This is a genomic window from Ruegeria sp. CDSA246, from assembly GCF_059611225.1.
This window is the reverse complement of sequence record NZ_JBXWPD010000012.1, coordinates 90,001-109,078: the sequence shown is the minus strand read 5'-3', so window position 1 is coordinate 109,078 and position 19,078 is coordinate 90,001. Positions and strand designations below refer to the sequence as shown.

Here is a 19,078-nt window from a genome sequence, read left to right as displayed (position 1 = left end):
CCGACAGTGTTTACGCTGCGACGGTTGGTCTGAAATCGAGGTTGGTCAGAACGGGGCGCGGGTCAGGGTGTACCCGGCCTGTTGTAATTGGTTCAGCAGCCCGTAGTCGCCCCCAAGATGCCCGGCACCGACCGCGATCACGACGTTTTGGTCCTGAATGTTCAGAATTTTCTGCATCCAGTTGCTGTTGCGCTCGACCAGGAGTTTTTGCTCGAAATCATTCCATTCCTCGTCGAATACTTCGGGCGACAGGCCCGAGTCTTCCAATCCCTGAAGACGGGCGAGCTGGATGATTTCGACATGTTTCTCTTCCAGGTAGGCGTTGGCCATCGTCGCCAGTTGATCCTCGCTACCGCCCATGGCACCGGCCATCCGCACAAGGGACTGAACCTGCTTTTCGATGGGGTGGCTGTCGAACATACTCATAAGATCGGCAATCTGTTCTAGCGAGCGTTTGGGGATACCCAACTCGTCAGCCAACTGGTCCAGACGGGCGTCCATCCCGTGGTTCGCACTGGGGTCCTGCATCATACATGGAGGGACGCCCAGCATCATGCTCAGAAACCAGGGCCGCATTTTGGCTGCCATCCAGCCGGGGATACCGCGTTCGGACAGCCCGATCGACAGGGCGGACCAGTCTTCCTCGGACATCAGATCAATCAGACTGGGTCCCGAGGTGATCATCACCGGGCTCATGTCCTTGGCCAGGTCTTTTTCGAACGCGTCCATTTCTTCCCGCGTGACCTCGAAATAAAACGCGTCCGCATCGCCGAGGGTCGGCGTTAGCCGTTCGACCACTGCGTCCATACGTGCGTCATTGGCATGCAACGTACCAACAAGGTGCAGGATCGTGTCACCCTTGGACGCGATCCAGTGATTGCCCTCGGCAAACGGGATATCGGCCACTGTCTGTTGCAGTTCGGACTTTACCGCGGGGCTAAGTCCCGGCCTCAGATCATTCCCTTCGCATGCGGCCTGTACGGCGGCGGGCAGGAATAGGAACAGCAGAGGTGCAAACAAGCGCATAAGGATCATCTCGGAATCTTCAGTGTGACCGCGACATTGCCTTTACGCAGCAATGTATTCAAGCCAGATGCAGGTGATGGCTGGCGTTCGCGGCAAATTTGCATAGCATGGCGGAATGGACCGTGAGCAGGATCTATACCCGCCGATCAAGGCGCTGTTCGAGCGTCAGGGCTATACCGTCAAAGGCGAAGTCGGCGCTGCCGATATCGTCGCTGTTCGGGATGGCGATGAGCCGGTGATTGTTGAGCTGAAGCTGCGGTTCTCATTGGCGCTGTTTCATCAGGCAATCACGCGGTTAAGGGTGACTGACCAGGTCTATATCGGTGTGTGCAAACCCAAGGGGCGAACCGCGCGGCGTGCGTTAAAGGACAATTTGGCGCTGTGCCGCAGGCTTGGTCTGGGTCTGATCACCGTACGTGCTGACGGTGCGGTCGAGGTGCAATGTGACCCTGGCCCGTATGCACCGCGAAAAAACAAAGCAAAAGCGGCTCGTCTTTTGCGTGAATTTGACCGGCTTGAAGGTGATCCCAATGCAGGAGGGGCCACCCGGCACGGGATCGTGACGGCCTATCGTCAGGACGCGCTGAAATGTGCAGCCCATCTGGCCGAATGCGGAGCGACAAAGGGGGCGGAAGTTGCCCAATCCACCGGCGTCGCCGAGGCCACGCGCCTGATGCGGGATAATCACTACGGGTGGTTCGAAAAGGTCGATAAGGGGGTCTATGCGCTGTCGACCACAGGAGCCGAAGGGTTGAAACACTGGGCCTATAGCTGGGAAGAGACCGGCTGAGCCTCGCAACTAAAAAATCCATCACAGCTTGTTGACTCGGGGTTTCCGACCCCCTAGCTATGCGTCGTTATCACTCTCTACCCTTGAGTGCTAACGCCTCGCCAGCCGGCGAGGGGAGGATAATAAACTTTGAGCCCAAGGAGCTGCAAAGATGGCATTGAAACCGCTTCATGACCGCGTGCTGGTTCGTCGTACCGAAAGCGATGAAAAAACCGCAGGCGGGTTGATCATTCCCGAAAGCGCAAAAGAAAAGCCCAGCGAAGGCGAAGTCGTTTCGACCGGTGAAGGCGCGCGCAAGGACAGCGGCGAACTGATCGCAATGGCTGTAAAAGCTGGCGACAAGATCCTGTTCGGCAAGTGGTCGGGCACCGAGGTCAACGTCGGCGGCGAAGAGCTGCTGATGATGAAAGAAAGCGACATCATGGGGATCATCGAGTAAGCGCCCACGCTTCTCTGATCTTCATTTCCAACATTTTTCTCAAGGAGAAACAACATGGCTGCTAAGGACGTCAAGTTCGACACCGATGCCCGCAACCGCATGCTGTCAGGTGTGAACATCCTGGCCGATGCTGTCAAAGTGACCCTGGGCCCCAAAGGCCGCAACGTGGTTCTGGACAAATCCTTCGGCGCACCGCGCATCACCAAAGACGGTGTATCGGTTGCCAAGGAAATCGAACTGGAAGACAAGTTCGAAAACATGGGCGCGCAGATGGTGAAAGAAGTCGCCAGCCGCACCAATGACGAAGCCGGCGACGGCACCACCACCGCAACCGTTCTGGCACAGGCAATCGTTCGCGAAGGTCTTAAGCAGGTTGCAGCGGGCCTGAACCCGATGGACCTGAAGCGCGGCATCGACCTGGCAACTGCCAAAGTCGTTGAAGGCATCAAAGAGATGGCGCGTGAAGTCAAAGACTCGGCAGAAGTCGCTCAGGTTGGCACCATCTCGGCCAACGGCGAAGCCGAAATCGGTCAGCAAATCGCAGACGCGATGCAGAAGGTTGGCAACGAAGGCGTTATCACCGTCGAAGAAAACAAAGGTCTGGAAACCGAGACCGATGTTGTCGAAGGTATGCAGTTCGACCGTGGCTACCTGTCGCCTTACTTCGTCACCAATGCTGACAAGATGATCGCAGATCTCGACGACTGCATGATCCTGCTGCACGAAAAGAAACTGTCCTCGCTGCAGCCGATGGTTCCGCTGCTCGAGCAGGTGATCCAGTCGCAAAAGCCGCTGTTGATCATTGCTGAAGACGTTGAAGGCGAAGCGCTGGCAACTCTGGTTGTCAACAAACTGCGCGGCGGCCTGAAAATTGCTGCTGTCAAAGCACCTGGCTTCGGCGATCGCCGCAAAGCCATGCTGCAGGACATCGCAATCCTGACCGGCGGTCAGGTCATCAGTGAAGATCTGGGCATGAAGCTCGAGTCCGTCACCATGGATATGCTGGGCACCGCCAAGAAAATCGAAATCACCAAAGACGAAACCACCATCGTTGACGGTGCTGGCGAGAAAGCCGAGATCGAAGCACGTGTTGCTCAGATCCGCACTCAGATCGAAGAAACTTCGTCGGACTACGACCGTGAGAAGCTGCAAGAGCGCGTTGCCAAACTGGCAGGCGGTGTTGCTGTTATCCGCGTAGGTGGCATGACCGAAGTTGAAGTGAAAGAGCGTAAGGATCGTGTTGACGATGCTCTGAACGCAACGCGCGCAGCCGTTCAGGAAGGCGTTGTTGTGGGCGGTGGCGTTTCGCTGGTTCAGGCAGGTAAAGCACTGGACACTCTGAAAGGCGCAAACGCTGATCAGGACGCAGGCATCAATATCGTGCGTAAAGCCATCGAAGCGCCGCTGCGCCAGATTGCTGAGAACGCGGGCGTCGACGGCGCAGTTGTTGCAGGCAAAGTTCGCGAATCTTCGGAAGCGGCCTTTGGTTTCAACGCTCAGACCGAAGAGTATGGCGACATGTTCTCGTTCGGCGTTATCGATCCGGCCAAAGTTGTCCGCACTGCGCTGGAAGATGCAGCATCGGTTGCTGGCCTGCTGGTCACCACCGAAGCAATGGTTGCTGACAAGCCTGCCAAAGACGGCGCGCCTGCTGGCGGCGGCATGCCCGACATGGGCGGCATGGGCGGCATGATGTAAGACGTCGAATTCGCCTCGGCGAATTCTGACGGTCCCGACAGGCGCTTGGCTGTAAGGCCAAGCTGCCGAGAGGGAAGCCTTAGTATCTAGGGACGGGGTCGCCTTCGGGCGGCCCCGTTTCGTTTTGCGGACCATCCCGCAGGAATGTGAGTGTGCAAAACGCGCCGAAACCGGCTATGCGGTTGATATGAAACTGTTCCTACTCACGTGCCTGACGATGTGCGCCTTTGCGTCCAACTCGATACTTAATCGGCTAGCGATTGATAGTGGCGCCAGCGATCCCGCTGCCTTTGCCGTGGTGCGGGTTTTAGCCGGTGCAGTGGTGCTGGCCGGGTTGGTTCTTCTGAGGGCTGGCCATTTGCCCCTGTTTGACCGGCGCAGGATTGCCGGGGCAGGGTCGTTGTCCCTGTACATGATCGGATTCTCTGTCGCCTATCTGACGCTGGACGCGGGTCTTGGCGCGCTGATCCTGTTCGGGGTGGTGCAGGTGACGATGTTCACTGTGACATCAGTGAAAGGCACTCTGCCCACTGGTCGGCAGATCGCGGGCGCCGCAATCGCGTTGCTGGGGTTGGGCTACGTGCTTTGGCCGTCCGGATCGATACAGGTCAACCCGGTCGGAGCAGCTCTGATGATTGCTGCCGGGATCGGCTGGGCGATCTATTCGCTGGTTGGCAAGTCCGAACCGGATGCCTTATCCGGCACTGCTGCAAATTTCGTCGTGGCATTGCCAGTGACAACGCTGGTTTTATTGGCGACAGGAGGGGCGTGGCACATGACTGCTAACGGATACTTGCTGGCCGCGTTGGCCGGTGCGGTCACATCAGGGATGGGGTATGCGCTGTGGTATCAGGTTCTGCGGGAATTGACGCCCACAACGGCGGCCGTCGTGCAACTCAGCGTTCCGATTATAGCCATTATTGGCGGTGTCCTCCTGCTGGGCGAGGCCGCCAGCCTGCGCCTGATCATGGGGGCCGGGCTGGTATTGGGCGGAATTGCACTGGCCGTTCTGCGCAGGACGCCGCGGTAGGGGTTTATTCGCTGGACGTTAGGCCTTATCTGGCGGCTATGCGTTATTTGCTTGCCCTCTTTCTGTTCTTTGTGCCTGCCATTGTGCAGGCAAAATGCGTGGTCCTGCTGCATGGGTTGGCACGGACCGAAGCGTCTTTTACCGTCATGGAACAGTTGTTCAAAACGCATGATTATACCGTCGTGCGCCCGGGGTATTCCTCTACCGACCTGCCAATTCCCGATCTGGCTGCACAGACGCTGCCGGGTGCATTTGCGGAATGCAGCGACGACAAAGTCAATGTTGTCGCGCATTCGATGGGCGGTATTCTGTTGCGTTATTGGCTGCAGGACAATCATCCGGAAAACCTGGGTCGCGTAGTCATGCTCGGCCCGCCCAATCAGGGCAGCCAGCTGGTGGACGAACTTAGCGCGTATGAGGTGTTCGGGATGTTGAATGGCCCGGCCGGTCTGGCGCTGGGCACGGGCCCCGAAGGTATCCCACGACGACTGCCCCCCGTGGATTTCGAACTTGGTGTGATCGCCGGGGAGAATTCGTTGAACCCACTGTTTTCTTCGATGATCGATGGCTCGGATGACGGGAAAGTTTCGGTTGAAACGACCAAGGTCGAAGGGATGGCGGATCATATCGTCCTACCGGTGACTCACACGTTCATGATGAACAATCCACGCGTGATGGCGCAAGCGCTGCATTTCATCGAGTTCGGTCAGTTTGATCCGCAGATCACATGGCTGGATGGGGTGATGGAAATCATCGATGAAATCTGCATTGGGCAGGATTGCTCGGAACCGGACTCGGAGCGCTCTGAATGACCGCACTTTCTCTGACTTTGTCCGGCGCAGAGGTTCTGTTGCCGGATCAGGGCATGACTCGTGCCGATCTGTCCATTTCTGACGGGGCCGTGCAACGGGACCGGGCGGGACGGACAATCGACCTGTCTGGATATCTGGTGATGCCCGGCATCATCGACCTGCACGGCGACGGGTTCGAGCGTCACATCGCACCGCGACGAGGGGCGATGAAGCAGATGGACGAGGGCATCCTGTCGGTCGAGGCCGAACTGGCCGCCAACGGGATCACGACGGCGGTCCTGGCCCAGTTTCTAAGTTGGGAGGGCGGCGTACGCGGCCCTGAATTCGCTGGCCAAGTGTTCGATGCTATTGCGTCGGTCAAAGATCGCGTCGTCACCGATTTGCTGCCTCAGCTACGGTTCGAAACCCACATGCTCGAGGAATATCCGAGCCTGCCTGAACGTATTGCCGCGTGGCGTGTGCCATACGTGGTGTTCAACGATCACCTGCCACATGACAGGCTGGCCGAGGGGCGCAAGCCGCCGCGCCTGACGGGGCAGGCGCTTAAGGCCGGGCGTAATCCTGAAGCACATTTTGAGATGTTGCTGTCCATGCATGCCCGAGGCGATGAGGTTTCCGCAGCCTTGGACGCGCTCTGTGCGGCATTGTCCGAGCAGGGTGTCCGTATGGGCAGCCATGACGACGCAACGGCTGAAACTCGCGCCGATTGGCGGGAGCGAGGTGCTCAGATTGCCGAGTTTCCCGAAACGCTAGAGGCGGCTGAGGCCGCTCGGGCTGCTGGGGACCACGTTATTCTCGGATCACCCAACGTGGTGCGCGGCGGATCGCACAAGGGCAACGTTAGTGCGCTGGATCTGATCACCATGGGGCTGTGTGATGCGCTGGCCTCGGATTACCATTATCCCAGTCCCAGGCGAGCGGCTTTGATGCTGGCCAAATCCGGTCTGTTGGATCTGGCCGGAGCCTGGGCGTTGGTCTCGTCCGGTCCGGCACGGGTTCTTGGGTTGCAGGACCGGGGCACTCTTGCCCCGGGTCAACGCGCAGACCTAGTGATACTTGACGCTCGGTCCCACCACGTCGCTGCTACGCTGGCTGGCGGGCGGGTTAGTTTCATGTCCGGTGATATCGCCGCACGGTTCGTGGGCTGAGTTACCGCGTGATGCGGTTGAAATGCGCCATCTTGCGGCCCGGTTTGACTTCAGCCTTGCCATAGAGATGAAGCGCAACGTCGCGTTCCCGCGCCAATTCCGGCACGCGGTCCATATCGTCGCCTATCAGGTTCTCCATAACCACGTCTGAATGGCGTTGACCGTCGCCCAACGGCCAACCGGCTACGGCGCGAATATGCTGCTCAAACTGATCCACCGCGCAGCCGTTCTGCGTCCAGTGGCCCGAGTTATGCACCCTTGGCGCAACTTCATTCACGATCAAACCCTGCGGTGTCACGAACAGTTCGACACCCATGACACCGACGTAATCCAGCGCGTTCAGGATATTCGCGGCCAACAGCACGGCATCGGTTCGCTGCGCCGGGGCGAGGCGGGCGGGTACCGTGGTGGTGTGCAGGATGCCATCGCGGTGCACGTTTTCACCTGGGTCGAAACAGGCGACTTGCCCGTCGATACCGCGGGCGGCGATGACCGATACCTCGTGGCTGAAATTGACGAACCCTTCGAGGATTGCGGGCGCGCCTGCCATATCGGCCAGTGCGGCCTCGGCATCCTCAGGGCCGCGCAACCGCGCCTGTCCTTTGCCGTCATAGCCGAAACGACGTGTTTTCAGGATGGCTGGCGTGCCAATCTGGTCAATTGCTGCCTTTAGGCAGTCCAGATCGGTGATGTCGGCGAACGGCGCTGTTTTCAAGCCCAACCCGGCAAGGAACGTCTTTTCGGTCAGGCGGTCCTGACTGACGCGCAGTGCTTCGCGCCCCGGATGAATTGGGCAATGTGCTTCCAACAGGTCTAGCGCTTCGGTCGGGATATTTTCGAATTCATAGGTGATGACATCGACGGACTCGGCAAAGGCCTTCAGCGCTGCTGCGTCATCATAGGCTGCAGTGGTCACACGATCCGCCACCTGACCGGCGGGTGGGTTGGCACCCGGCTCAAAGATGTGGGTTACAAAGCCCAACCGAGCTGCCGCGACGGACAACATCCGGCCCAATTGACCACCGCCAAGAATTCCAATCCGCGCGCCCGGAGAAAGCATGTCCGTCATCAATCAGTCTCCAACCTTTTTCCAATCGCTTGCAGGGCCGAGCGCAGCGCATCATGTGCTTTGCCCGCATGCAATGCCTGCGTCATCTGCAGGCTGAGTGTTCCATCCGTCGCCAGCGCGTCCCGTTCCTCGGCGAGACGCCCGGCTTGCCCGGTTTGCATCGTCTGCAGAAATCCGGACAGCAGCTGTGTTGTGTAGAACTCCGAGGCATCCGCGTCGCCTGTTTGCTCGGTCAACCACTCGGCACCTGTCGCCATAACGTCCAGAATCCCCGGCACCATCGCGCAGATCGCAAAATGTGCGTTCAACGCTACCTCGGTTTCGACTTTTACAACTGGGTTTTCGGGTTCAAACAATTCGGCCAGCAAGGCATCGTTGCCAAACGCCGCAAGCGGGCATCCGCCTTGCCGCAAAAAACCCAAAGGGATTGTTTGAACGAAGTCAGTCGCCGGAGCGCACAGGGATGCAAGCTGGTCCACCGATACAGCTGCCATCACCGATACGATTTGCTGATCCGAGCGAAAACTCAGCTTGTCCAAAACTTCCGGGGCGATCTGAGGGCGCAGGCAAAGAAAAACGATATCCGATGCGTCGATAACCGCTTGTGGGTTTGTGACCGTTACGCCCAGTTCAACCTTCAACTCAGCTGAGACTTTGGCGTTTCGCTCTGTAACGGCGATGCTATGCCCCTTGTCCGTAAGAAAACGCGCAATGGGGGCTGCGATATGTCCGGTTCCGATAAAGCCGATACGGCTCATCCTTGGGGTTCCTCGGGGATAGAAGCAGACAAAGCTTCGCGCCAGGCATCCAGCCGATCAGCCAGTGCTGCGTCCTGCAAGGCGAGGATGCCAGCCGCCATCAACCCGGCATTGGCCCCACCGGCAGAGCCGATAGCCATCGTCGCCACCGGAAAGCCTTTGGGCATCTGTACGATGGAGTATAGCGAATCGACGCCGGACAGCACACGGGTCTGCACAGGCACGCCGATCACCGGTACGCGCGTCTTTGAGGCCATCATCCCCGGAAGGTGCGCAGCACCGCCCGCACCGGCAATAATTACATCCAGGCCGCGCTGAACGGCGGTTTTACCATAGTCCCACAGGCGATCGGGGGTGCGGTGCGCCGAAACGATGCGCTTTTCATACGCAATGCCCAGTTCATCCAGAATATCCGCGGCCTCTTTCATCGTGGGCCAGTCCGACTGGCTGCCCATGATGATCCCCACTTTTACATCGCTCATCCGCTTGTCGCCTCTGCCCGTCGAAAGAGCGCGCACTATAGCCAAATCGGCCTATCTGGCAATGCGGTACAGGGATTTTAGGCAATGATATCCGGGGTCAGGCGGTCTTCGATCAGGCGAATGATGTCCTTGAGGCGCAGTTTCTGTTTTTTTAACCGCTTGATCGTCAACTGATCCGAAGTCCCCGTGGCCTGCAGCGCCTCGATCGCTTCGTCCAGATCGCGGTGCTGGCGGCGAAAGACCTCCAGCTCGACCCGAAGAACTTCATCTGTTTTCATTGAAATGTCAGTGGGCGCGTTCATGGACGACTCGGTTGTTGTTCTGGTGCTTTCCACACAAGATAGTGTGTCAGGGTTTATCCGGCCAGACCTTGTGGACATCCCTGCATATTCCCATATTCTATCATACGCGGTTGCCAGAACGGGACCGCACCACACGTCGCTTTGGCAATAAAGGACGAAAATACGTGTCGAAACTTACTCTTGGCTCATACCCGCATCTTTTGGGGTTCGAGCAATTGGAACGCCTTCTGGAACGGTCTGCAAAGGCCGGAAACGAAGGATACCCGCCCTATAACATCGAACAGACCTCGGATTTTTCCTATCGCATCACCCTGGCCGTGGCCGGTTTTGCGGAACAGGACCTGTCGATTACCATCGAGGATCGCCAACTGGTGATCCGGGGCCGTCAACGCGACGACAGCGAGGGGCGCATCTTTCTGCATCGCGGCATCGCGGCACGTCAATTTCAGCGCATGTTTGTGCTGGCGGACGGTGTCGAGGTGGGCGAGGCGATCATGGAAAACGGTCTGCTGCATGTGGATCTGACCCGCGCCGTGCCCGAAACCGTGGTTCAGACAATCAATATACGGAAGGGGTAAGAGCTATGAATACACCGATTGAAATCAACACCGAAGGCGACCGGATCGTCTATGTAAAAGCTGTCGATGTGGCTGACCTGCCGCGTGAAGTGCGCGAACAGGCCGGTGATCTGGATCAGCTCTACGCTGTGCATGACTCGGATGGTCAGCAACTGGCCCTGGTCGCAGATCGCAAGCTGGCCTTTATTCTGGCGCGCGAACATGACTTTTCCCCGGTGGCCGTGCACTAATACGGCCCCCGCGGCGTGTGATTTTCCCGTGACATCCGCCGCCCCACGGGTGAGATATGCGAACCAATACGGGTTCGCAGGGCGGAGGCACCAAACATGAGCTGGTTTGATTTTGACTGGGTGGACGCATTTAGCGACCGCGCATTTGGCGGCAATGGATGCGCCGTGGTGCATGGTGGGGCCGTCCTGCCCGAAGATGTCTGTACCGCTTACGTGCGCGAAACGTCCTTGGTCGAATGTACCTTTACCGGGCCGTCGGATGTGGCTGATATCAAGGTGCGCTATTTTCTGGCCAGCCGTGAAATTCCTTTTGCGGGGCATCCTACCATTGCCACTGTCGCGGCGATGCGGTCGCGGGGTCTGTTTCAGGGGGATGCACTGACACTGGAAACCGGGGCAGGGATCGTTTCCATCCAACTCAATGGTGATGAAATTGAGATGACGCAGGTTGCCCCGCAATTCGGTGCGACGGTTCCTGCCAATCTGGTTGCCGCCGCCATCAGCCTGCCGGAAAACGCGATCATCTCGCCACCTCAGATGGTATCCACAGGGTTGCCGTTTTGCGTCACTGTGCTGCGCGACGTCGAAGCGCTACGTGCCGCAAAGCTGGCACAAGAACCACTGTGCAAGGTGATAGAGGCCGGAGGGTATTCCGGATCGGACATGGCCGAGCCATTTATTGTGACACTGGAGGGCGCGAGCGAGGCGGGCGACACGTTCTCACGCCTTTTGATGTTGCCGCCCAGCCCGCCCGAGGATCCGTTCACCGGCTCCGCAACCGGGGCGATGGCAGCTTATCTCTGGAAATATGGTCTGATGCCCAAGGACACGTTTACGGCAGAACAGGGCCACGACTTGGGCCGCCCCGGCCAAGCGACCGTTACACGCGTTGGACCTGCCGATGCGATGACCGGTATCAAGGTGGCGGGCCGTGGCTATATTCTGATGCGTGGTCAGGTCAATTTGCCCGGGCAACTGTAATGACTGAACCCGCGATCGCCATCCTTCCTTATGGGCATCGGTTGGGTCCGAAACTGGCTTCGGTTCCATTGTCCGATCTGATCTGGCCCGAAGGGTGCCCCGAGCGCCTGATGGGCAAAACGGTTGGCGATCTTGAGCGTACCGATCACCTGATCATGTACCCTAATTCAACCGTCCATCTGCGCCTGCGCCGAGGGACCCGCGCCCGGATTTCCCTGATGATGGGTGAGCCGTCGGCAATTCACGCCAAGCACGACAAGATGCTGCGCTACACGTGGCGGCGTTTCTTTCGCGTGATGACGTTCCACGACGTGTTGCTGCAGAACCTTCCGAACGCTGTGTTTCTGCCCTACGGCGTGACGATGGTGCCGGATTGGCGAGACCTCAACGTAGAGAAAACGAAATCCTGCTCGCTCATCGCCTCAGCCAAACGCGATCTGGAAGGGCACCAACTTCGCCATTCGGTGATTGACTGGGTGCGGGAAACGGGCGCTGACGTTGATATCATGGGGCGGGGATACACGCCGTTTGATCGTAAATCAGACGGGCTGGCTCCGTATCGCTATTCCGTTGTGATCGAGAATGTGCGCGAGAAGAACTATTTTTCGGAAAAGCTGACGGATGCGGTCCTGTGTTCAACGGTCCCGATCTATTGGGGGTGCCCGAATATCGGGGACTTCATGGACACAGCCGGTATGATCCTCTGTGAGTCCGAGGCCGACATTCAGCGCGCAATCAACAGCCTGTCCGCTGACGACTATGCCGAACACCTGCCGCATCTGAAAGCTGCACAAAGCAAGGCGGCAGAGTTCGGTGACTTTGAAGGCCGAGCGGTGCGAACCCTGCGGGAACAGATAAACGCGGCCTAGTCGTCCAATGGCCGCGGGGCCAGCCATCCCACCGGCAAGATCGGATTCGCCAGCGCGTTGATCCCATGTCGAAGGCAAAGGCGCTGCAGATATGATCCGCTGACCGGCAGCCCGGCGGTTTTGGCTGCCATGAATTTTTTCTGATGTCCGTAGATGTGAACTGAATGCACCTTATCCCGTTCGATCTCGGCCGTGGAAATGCGCGGATCGTGCAGTTTCCATAGCTGTTCCTTGTCCAAAGGATAGAACACATCCGGCTGCATCGCGTGGCTGTCCTCGCCGGTCTGGCGCAGAAAATACTCCAACGCCTTGGGGCCGGAGCTGCCCCAGGGAAGTGCTTCGATGCCCCAGGTCTCTCCGTTTCGGATGCGCCTGCGATTGTGTCGAAACAGCCGACCGCCACGCCAGGGCTGGGTCGGGTTGGCAGAGATCACGAAATCAATCCATAGCGCCAGCGTCTCTGAGTCTGGTGGCAGACGCAGAACACCATTGGGAAAAGTGCCTGATTGCGTCGACCCGAAAACGTAAGTCGAAGAAAAGTCGAATGGCTTGACGCAGTAGGCATCCAGATCGACCCAAATGAACGGGGTTTTCTGCATCAACCGCAGCCGGAAAATGTCGGAAAACACTGCGACCCCTGACCGGTCTTCCGGTCGGAAATCAAACGGCGCGGGCCAAAGGATATCAGAAGCGGGCCGTACTTCGGCGCCCCTGGGCACGCCTTGGATGTCATGCACGGTATACAGGATAAACCGGTGACCGTTATCCAGATAGGATTGAATGCACAGCGCCTCGAGCCAGCTCAGGTCTGATCCGAACCAGAAACTGGCAATTGCAGGCAGGTCGCGGGTCATGGGCACTTTGCGTTTTGGTTAGGGTCTGCATTTGCACCAAGGCAGCGTGCGCTTGTCAATCCAACACAAAAAGCGGCCACTGCTGGCCGCTTTGCTTGTTCGTTGTAGCAATTAGGATGCTGCAATCAGCCCCATACTTTCCAGTTTCAGGAGAACCTGATGGGCGCAGTTGTCGACCTCGACATTTTCGGTCTCGACGCTCAGTTCTGGGTCTGCAGGAACGTCATACGGGTCCGAGATGCCGGTGAACTCTTTGATCTTGCCTTCGCGGGCCAGCTTGTACAGTCCCTTGCGGTCGCGGCGTTCGCATTCCTCAATGGTGGTGGCCACGTGAACTTCGCAGAAGGCACCGAATTGTTCGATCTCTTCCCGGACTGCTCGGCGGGTCGTGGCATAGGGCGCGATCGGCGCGCAGATTGCGATGCCGCCGTTCTTGGTGATCTCGCTGGCCACATAGCCGATGCGACGGATGTTCAGGTCGCGGTGTTCCTTCGAAAAGCCCAGTTCGGACGACAGGTTTTTCCGAACGATGTCACCATCCAGCAAAGTAACCGGGCGGCCGCCCATCTCCATCAGTTTGACCATAAGCGCGTTGGCGATGGTGGATTTGCCCGAGCCCGAAAAGCCGGTGAAGAACACAGTAAAGCCCTGCTGGCTGCGCGGTGGGCGGGTCTTGCGCAATTCGGCGACAACCTCGGGAAAGCTGAACCATTCCGGGATCTCCAGACCTTCGGCCAGACGACGGCGTAACTCGGTGCCCGATATATTCAGGATAGTGACATTGTCCTTATCCAAAATCTCATCGTTCGGCTCGTATTGCGCGCGTTCCTGCACAAAAACCATGTGCTTGAAGTCGACCATTTCGACGCCGATCTCATCCTGGTACTTGCGGAACAGATCCTGCGCATCGTAGGGGCCATAGAAATCTTCGCCCTGACTGTTCTTGCCCGGGCCCGCATGGTCGCGACCCACGATGAAATGCGTGCAGCCGTGGTTTGCACGGATTAGCCCGTGCCAGACAGCTTCGCGCGGGCCAGCCATGCGCATTGCCAGGTTCAACAACGACATCGATGTGGTCGAGGCCGGGTATTTGTCCAGCACTGCCTCATAGCAGCGCACGCGGGTGAAGTGATCGACGTCGCCAGGTTTGGTCATGCCCACGACCGGATGGATCAGCAGGTTGGCCTGCGCCTCTTTCGCGGCGCGAAAGGTCAGTTCCTGGTGCGCGCGGTGCAGAGGGTTGCGGGTCTGGAACGCCACGATACGCCGCCAGCCGACTTTGCGGAAATAGGCGCGCAACTCGTTCGGAGTGTCGCGGCGCGCGCGAAAGTCATAGTGGACGGGCTGCTGAATGCCGACCACGGGTCCGCCCAGATACACTTTACCCGCCACGTTGTGCAGGTAATTCACCGCCGGGTGCGCCTCGTCATCGGCACCAAAGACTTTCTCGGCCTCGCGGGCTTTGTCCGGTGTCCAACTGTCGGTGACGGTCATGGTGCCGAGAATGACGCCTTCCTGATCGCGCAGCGCGATGTCCTGGCCCAATTCGACTTTGTCGGCAAACGCCTCGTCTACGTCCAGAGTAATGGGCATCGGCCAAAGGGTACCATCGGCCAGCCGCATGTTCTCAACGACATTGTCGTAGTCCGCCTGGCTCAGGAAGCCTTTGAGAGGGTTGAACCCGCCGTTCATCAGCAATTCCAGGTCGCAGATTTGGCGCGGGCTCAGGTCCCAGCTGGTCAGATCGGCGGCTTCCACCTTCAGTTTCTGTGCTGAATCGTAGGACACGAACAATTCGGGGATTGGGGCCAGGTTACTTAACATCGTCATGGGAATACTCTTGTAAAAGTGCTGCTTTGCCGTTGATTACGGGGCGTTTGCCCCGGCTTTTGGGTGAAGTCCATATACCTTGGTGAAACAAAGGACGATATGCGCGGTTTTTCCACGCAATGGAAGGAAATTCCGGTTTGCGTGGCAATCTGCGAAGCTGGTTCCCGATGTGGGCAACAATTCCACCCAATTCAGGGCGAGTGTTCTTATGCAGTGACATTGGCGTTCAGATCCGCGGCTTTGGGGACGGGCAGGGCGGGAATCGGTCGCGTCACGCCACGCAGCTCGAATGGGCGAACCTGCCGCATATCGCCGTCATATCCTGACGCCAGCAACAACTCTTCCGAGACCAGAAGTTCGCAGCCCAGGGATTTGGTTTCGGCTTCTAACCGGCTGGCCACATTTACGGTGTCGCCGATGATTGTACGGGCGGCGTGGCCTGCGGCACCGATTTCACCCAGAACAAGGTCCCCTAGATGCAGGCCCATTCCGATGCGGATCCGGGGGCTGCCCTCGGATTCCAGCTGCTGGTTGAAACGCTGCAAGGCAAGGCTGATATCAATGGCCGCTTTCATCCCGGCCCGAGCAGAGCTTTGGGCGTCGTTGGTTTCGAACACGGCCAACAGGCCGTCGCCCATGTATTTGTCGACCACTCCGCCCTCGGCCGTGATCGCGGGGACGATGGCGTCGAAAAAGCGGTTTAGCAGGAAAACGATGTCATAGGGCAGTTGGCCAGCGGTGCGCGAGGTAAAGCCGCGCATGTCCAGAAACAGGACCGCCAATTGCCGTTCCTGACCCTGGCTTGCATGTGCCCGGTGTCGGGCGCCATCTGGACGGAACATGCGAAACGCTGTGATCGGAGCCATCGGTCGGATTTGACATGCCAGCCGGGCACCCGCCGGGGCGCTGACCGCAGCTAGGCTTCGGGCTTCGACCTCACCAGGTTCGGGCAGTTGATCCCCGCCCGCCTCGACAATCACGCGGCAGGTGGTGCAGCGCCCTTTGCCACCGCATAGCGCCGTGTGTGGAATACCGTTGGCTTGGGAAATTTCAAGTAGGGTCATCCCTTTTTCGGCAACGACCTCAGGGCCTTGAGCGTACTTGACGCGCACGGAATGTCGGCGGCGCCACAGCTTGCGGATCGCAAATACCGCCAGGGATGCGCCAAGGGCCACCCAGAACGCCATGAGCGCATTGTCTTTTACGCTGAACAGGTGCTGGAAGTCTTCGGGAGAGGGCCAGTTGTAATGCTCGATATATTGTTCGCGCAAAAACGGGTCTGCAAAATCGGCCCAGATACGGCGCCCTTCCGTCAGCACTCCGGCAAGGGCAAATGTGGGAACAAACACAGCCAGGCCAATCAGATATGGCACCAGTTTGGGCCACCAGCGGGTCAGCCGCAGCCACATGTGCAGTCCGATACAGCCATGTACCCACACCACCAGCAACAACAGGCTTTGCATCCAGACCGCGTAGCTGGGCCACATCAGAACGATGATATAGCCCATTTCATCGTTCACATCGTAGACCGTGTTCGCATAGCGCGTTTGCACGATATGCGAGATCAGCTGCAATGGGATCAACAACCCCAGAACCATCTGCAACCCTGTGCTGAACGGCATGCGCAAAGTCCGGCGCTGGCTGATCGAGTACAGGGCTAACCCCGAGTGAATCAAAAGAGCAGCATAGAGTATTATGCTGCCGACATCGTGACGTGTGATTACATGCCGGGCATCCTGCATGTCATGCAGGTAGTCCGTGTGAAACAGACCAAGGCCGATGTTGATGAAGTGAAAGAACGCAAAGGCGAATAGAACCAGGCCGCTGCCGATCCTCAGCCGGGTTGCCCACCCGCCTTGCCACAGAACAGTTTTCAATCAGATCACCTGCGTTGGTCTCGCCTGAGGCCGAGTCTGATACGCCGCGGCTTAGCGGTCAAGCGCAGGTTGCGGATAGGGCGGCGTCCAATCTGTTGACGGCGTATTCACACGGATCAGCGAAGGAGACGGGTCGAACAGGACAATGTGGCTGAGTTCGGGGCGCGAGCGTGAGCTATATAGCAACCCGTCAGCGCCTGCGTCACGCGCGCGGTCCGAGAACCGCCATGTCGGCGAGGTGCCCCATTTGGCGTGAATATCCTGCCATATGACGGATGCGTCAGACTGGCCCCGTAGGTCGAGCAGCTTTGCGTCTGTCACGTTTGCCTGCACCAACACCCTTGGTGGATCGCCTGCCGTGACATATCGCCGAATGGCGATTCCGGCGCCTTCCGCGCTGTGCGAAGCGTAAAGCGCCGATTGTCCCGCGTAATGAAAACGCCCCTCTGGCGCCCGGGCAGGGGCCAAAGGGGCGTCCAATTGTGACAGAAACAAAATTCTCCAGACCGGGCCAGAGAATTCCAGCATCTGATTAGTCCTGTTCGGCTAGGAAGCGCTCGGCGTCCAGTGCGGCCATGCATCCCATTCCCGCACTGGTGACAGCTTGCCGGTAGATGTGGTCAGTCAGGTCGCCCGCCGCAAATACACCCGGCACCGAGGTCTCGGTCGAACCTGGCTTGGTCACGACATAGCCGCCCATATGGCTTTCCAGCGAGTCCTTGACCAGTTCATTGGCAGGTGCGTGTCCGATCGCGACAAAAACGCCTTTGCAGGGGATTTCGGTAATCTCGCCGGTCTTCACGTTTTTGACCCGCACACCTTCGACGCCCAGCGGGGCATCGGTGCCGGTCACTTCTTCTAACTCGTGGAACCACAGGGGTTCGATTTTTTCATGCTTCAGCAGCCGGTCCTGCAGGATCTTTTCCGCGCGCAGCTCATCCCGTCTGTGTATCAGCGTGACCTTGCTGGCAAAATTGGTCAGGAACAGCGCCTCTTCCACGGCGGTGTTGCCGCCGCCGATTACCACGATTTCCTGCCCGCGATAAAAGAAGCCGTCGCAGGTCGCGCACGCCGAAACGCCAAAGCCCTTATATTTCTCTTCCGACGGCAGCCCCAGCCATTTGGCGCGCGCGCCGGTGGCCAAAATGACAGCATCAGCCGTATAGACTGTGCCGCTGTCGCCTGTTGCGGTGAACGGGCGTTTGCTGACGTCCAGATCGGTGATGATGTCGCCAATGATCTCACAACCCATCGCCTTGGCATGGTCCTGCATACGCACCATCAGGTCAGGGCCTTGAACCTCGGTGTCTCCGGGCCAGTTTTCAACCTCGGTCGTTGTGGTCAGCTGGCCACCCGGCTCAATGCCCTGAACCAGAATCGGCTCTAGCATCGCGCGGCTTGCATAAACGCCGGCCGTGTAACCGGCCGGTCCCGATCCGATGATCAGAACCCTGGTGTGTCGTGTTTCGGCCATAGTACCCCCAACTCGATCTGCCTGATTGGGGCGCGTGGCCCCTGACGGATGGATATAGCGAGCGTCGCGCAGGGCTTAAACCCCCAACCTTTTGACAGGCAGCAATGCATTTGCGGCAAGGCGCCCAAAAAAAGAACATTGAAAATATAGAATATTGCGCAGGTACGAAAGATAATTGCGCATTGGTCGGGTGCTGATATAACAACCGAAAAATTAGGAGCATTTCATGGTCGCGATACGGCTGGATGAGATTGACCGCAAGATTTTGGCAGAATTGCAGGCAGACGGTCGCATGACCAATGTAGAGCTGGCAAAACGCGTAGGTATTTCTGCGCCGCCTTGCCTGCGGCGCGTGCGTACGCTTGAGGATTCCGGGCTTATCCGCGGCTACCATGCCGATGTGAACTCACGCGAGTTGGGGTTCGAGGTTCAGGTCTTTGCCATGGTGGGGCTGGAAAGCCAGGCCGAATCCGAACTGAACGCGTTCGAGGAACGCTGCCGTGAATGGCCGCTGGTCCGGGAATGCCACATGTTGAACGGCGAGGTGGACTTTATCCTGAAATGCGTCGCCCCCGACCTGAGCAGTTTTCAGCAGTTTCTGACGGGTGAGCTGCTGACCACGCCCAATGTAGCCAGCGTAAAAACATCGCTGGTTATTCGCGGCGCCAAGGACGAACCCGGCGTTCCCTTCGACGTTCTGGAAGAACGAATGAACCGGACGGCGTGAACATCATTCGCTTTTGATGCGGTTTTGACGGCGGCAGAAAAGCAGCGACCGTTAATGATAGAACCCAACTAATTATCAGCTGCATAATGCCCCCACATTGCAGT

General features: G+C 58.2%; 21 protein-coding genes. 11 read left to right on the top strand and 10 right to left on the bottom strand.

What is annotated here, in order from left to right:
* Nucleotides 1-45 precede the first annotated feature (45 nt).
* Nucleotides 46-1,035 (bottom strand): TraB/GumN family protein, encoded by a 990-nt coding sequence (locus tag AC2FI9_RS16420; RefSeq protein ID WP_496769095.1) that lies wholly within the window; start codon nucleotides 1,033-1,035, stop codon nucleotides 46-48.
* A 106-nt stretch (nucleotides 1,036-1,141) separates the two neighbouring features.
* On the opposite strand from AC2FI9_RS16420, the gene AC2FI9_RS16415 reads away from it, so the two are divergent.
* The 6 genes from AC2FI9_RS16415 to AC2FI9_RS16390 all read left to right on the top strand — a co-directional run bounded on the left by AC2FI9_RS16415 (nucleotide 1,142) and on the right by AC2FI9_RS16390 (nucleotide 6,943).
* Entirely contained in the window at nucleotides 1,142-1,816 is a 675-nt protein-coding gene (locus AC2FI9_RS16415) for a DUF2161 domain-containing phosphodiesterase (protein ID WP_496769093.1), read from the top strand.
* A gap of 151 nt (nucleotides 1,817-1,967) precedes the next feature.
* Entirely contained in the window at nucleotides 1,968-2,255 is a 288-nt protein-coding gene (locus AC2FI9_RS16410; protein ID WP_496723992.1) for a co-chaperone GroES, read from the top strand.
* Nucleotides 2,256-2,309: 54 nt separating this feature from the next.
* Complete coding sequence (groL, locus tag AC2FI9_RS16405; protein ID WP_496723994.1) at nucleotides 2,310-3,953, top strand: chaperonin GroEL; 1,644 nt, start codon at nucleotides 2,310-2,312, stop codon at nucleotides 3,951-3,953.
* A 187-nt stretch (nucleotides 3,954-4,140) separates the two neighbouring features.
* Nucleotides 4,141-4,983 carry a DMT family transporter gene (locus AC2FI9_RS16400; RefSeq protein ID WP_496769091.1) on the top strand — a complete coding sequence of 281 codons (843 nt, stop codon included), beginning with the start codon at nucleotides 4,141-4,143 and terminating at the stop codon, nucleotides 4,981-4,983.
* A gap of 38 nt (nucleotides 4,984-5,021) precedes the next feature.
* Nucleotides 5,022-5,795, top strand: a complete 774-nt coding sequence (locus AC2FI9_RS16395; RefSeq protein WP_496723998.1) for an alpha/beta fold hydrolase — start codon at nucleotides 5,022-5,024, stop codon at nucleotides 5,793-5,795.
* A complete protein-coding gene (locus AC2FI9_RS16390) occupies nucleotides 5,792-6,943 on the top strand; it encodes an alpha-D-ribose 1-methylphosphonate 5-triphosphate diphosphatase (RefSeq protein WP_496724000.1) in 1,152 nt (383 codons plus the stop codon). Before AC2FI9_RS16395 ends, AC2FI9_RS16390 begins: the two co-directional genes overlap by 4 nt.
* A 1-nt stretch (nucleotide 6,944) precedes the next feature.
* Here AC2FI9_RS16390 and AC2FI9_RS16385 read toward each other — a convergent pair whose 3' ends face one another.
* The 4 genes from AC2FI9_RS16385 to AC2FI9_RS16370 all read right to left on the bottom strand — a co-directional run bounded on the left by AC2FI9_RS16385 (nucleotide 6,945) and on the right by AC2FI9_RS16370 (nucleotide 9,554).
* Nucleotides 6,945-8,012: a 5-(carboxyamino)imidazole ribonucleotide synthase gene (locus AC2FI9_RS16385; RefSeq protein ID WP_496769090.1), complete on the bottom strand. Its 1,068-nt coding sequence runs from the start codon at nucleotides 8,010-8,012 to the stop codon at nucleotides 6,945-6,947.
* A complete protein-coding gene (locus tag AC2FI9_RS16380; protein ID WP_496769088.1) occupies nucleotides 8,012-8,770 on the bottom strand; it encodes an NAD(P)-binding domain-containing protein in 759 nt (252 codons plus the stop codon). The genes AC2FI9_RS16385 and AC2FI9_RS16380 overlap by 1 nt, the downstream gene beginning before the upstream one ends.
* Nucleotides 8,767-9,252 carry a 5-(carboxyamino)imidazole ribonucleotide mutase gene (gene purE, locus AC2FI9_RS16375; RefSeq protein ID WP_496769086.1) on the bottom strand — a complete coding sequence of 162 codons (486 nt, stop codon included), beginning with the start codon at nucleotides 9,250-9,252 and terminating at the stop codon, nucleotides 8,767-8,769. Before purE ends, AC2FI9_RS16380 begins: the two co-directional genes overlap by 4 nt.
* Nucleotides 9,253-9,329: 77 nt before the next feature.
* Entirely contained in the window at nucleotides 9,330-9,554 is a 225-nt protein-coding gene (locus AC2FI9_RS16370) for a YdcH family protein (RefSeq protein ID WP_058275529.1), read from the bottom strand.
* A gap of 164 nt (nucleotides 9,555-9,718) precedes the next feature.
* On the opposite strand from AC2FI9_RS16370, the gene AC2FI9_RS16365 reads away from it, so the two are divergent.
* The 4 genes from AC2FI9_RS16365 (at nucleotide 9,719) to AC2FI9_RS16350 (ending at nucleotide 12,212) form a co-directional block, all read left to right on the top strand.
* Entirely contained in the window at nucleotides 9,719-10,132 is a 414-nt protein-coding gene (locus tag AC2FI9_RS16365; protein ID WP_058280036.1) for an Hsp20 family protein, read from the top strand.
* Between the two features lie 5 nt (nucleotides 10,133-10,137).
* On the top strand, nucleotides 10,138-10,362 hold the full coding sequence (locus tag AC2FI9_RS16360; protein WP_058275531.1) for a DUF1150 family protein: 225 nt from the start codon (nucleotides 10,138-10,140) through the stop codon (nucleotides 10,360-10,362).
* A 96-nt stretch (nucleotides 10,363-10,458) separates the two neighbouring features.
* Nucleotides 10,459-11,343 carry a PhzF family phenazine biosynthesis protein gene (locus AC2FI9_RS16355; protein WP_496769085.1) on the top strand — a complete coding sequence of 295 codons (885 nt, stop codon included), beginning with the start codon at nucleotides 10,459-10,461 and terminating at the stop codon, nucleotides 11,341-11,343.
* A complete protein-coding gene (locus AC2FI9_RS16350; RefSeq protein WP_496769083.1) occupies nucleotides 11,343-12,212 on the top strand; it encodes a hypothetical protein in 870 nt (289 codons plus the stop codon). Before AC2FI9_RS16355 ends, AC2FI9_RS16350 begins: the two co-directional genes overlap by 1 nt.
* On the opposite strand, the gene AC2FI9_RS16345 is transcribed toward AC2FI9_RS16350, so the two are convergent.
* From AC2FI9_RS16345 to trxB, 5 genes are all read right to left on the bottom strand, one after another.
* The gene (locus tag AC2FI9_RS16345; protein WP_496769082.1) at nucleotides 12,209-13,066 is read right to left on the bottom strand and encodes a hypothetical protein; all 858 of its coding nucleotides are present in this window, start codon (nucleotides 13,064-13,066) and stop codon (nucleotides 12,209-12,211) included. The genes AC2FI9_RS16350 and AC2FI9_RS16345 overlap by 4 nt on opposite strands.
* 111 nt (nucleotides 13,067-13,177) lie before the next feature.
* Nucleotides 13,178-14,896 carry a bifunctional sulfate adenylyltransferase/adenylylsulfate kinase gene (locus tag AC2FI9_RS16340; RefSeq protein ID WP_496769080.1) on the bottom strand — a complete coding sequence of 573 codons (1,719 nt, stop codon included), beginning with the start codon at nucleotides 14,894-14,896 and terminating at the stop codon, nucleotides 13,178-13,180.
* A gap of 206 nt (nucleotides 14,897-15,102) precedes the next feature.
* Entirely contained in the window at nucleotides 15,103-16,773 is a 1,671-nt protein-coding gene (locus AC2FI9_RS16335) for an adenylate/guanylate cyclase domain-containing protein (protein WP_496769078.1), read from the bottom strand.
* Nucleotides 16,774-16,824: 51 nt separating this feature from the next.
* The gene (locus AC2FI9_RS16330; RefSeq protein ID WP_496738200.1) at nucleotides 16,825-17,301 is read right to left on the bottom strand and encodes an RES family NAD+ phosphorylase; all 477 of its coding nucleotides are present in this window, start codon (nucleotides 17,299-17,301) and stop codon (nucleotides 16,825-16,827) included.
* Nucleotides 17,302-17,305: 4 nt separating this feature from the next.
* Nucleotides 17,306-18,247 (bottom strand): thioredoxin-disulfide reductase, encoded by a 942-nt coding sequence (gene trxB, locus AC2FI9_RS16325; RefSeq protein WP_496738199.1) that lies wholly within the window; start codon nucleotides 18,245-18,247, stop codon nucleotides 17,306-17,308.
* A gap of 226 nt (nucleotides 18,248-18,473) precedes the next feature.
* Between trxB and AC2FI9_RS16320 the strand changes: the two genes are divergently transcribed.
* Complete coding sequence (locus AC2FI9_RS16320; protein ID WP_108859290.1) at nucleotides 18,474-18,974, top strand: Lrp/AsnC family transcriptional regulator; 501 nt, start codon at nucleotides 18,474-18,476, stop codon at nucleotides 18,972-18,974.
* The last annotated feature ends 104 nt before the right edge of the window (nucleotides 18,975-19,078 follow it).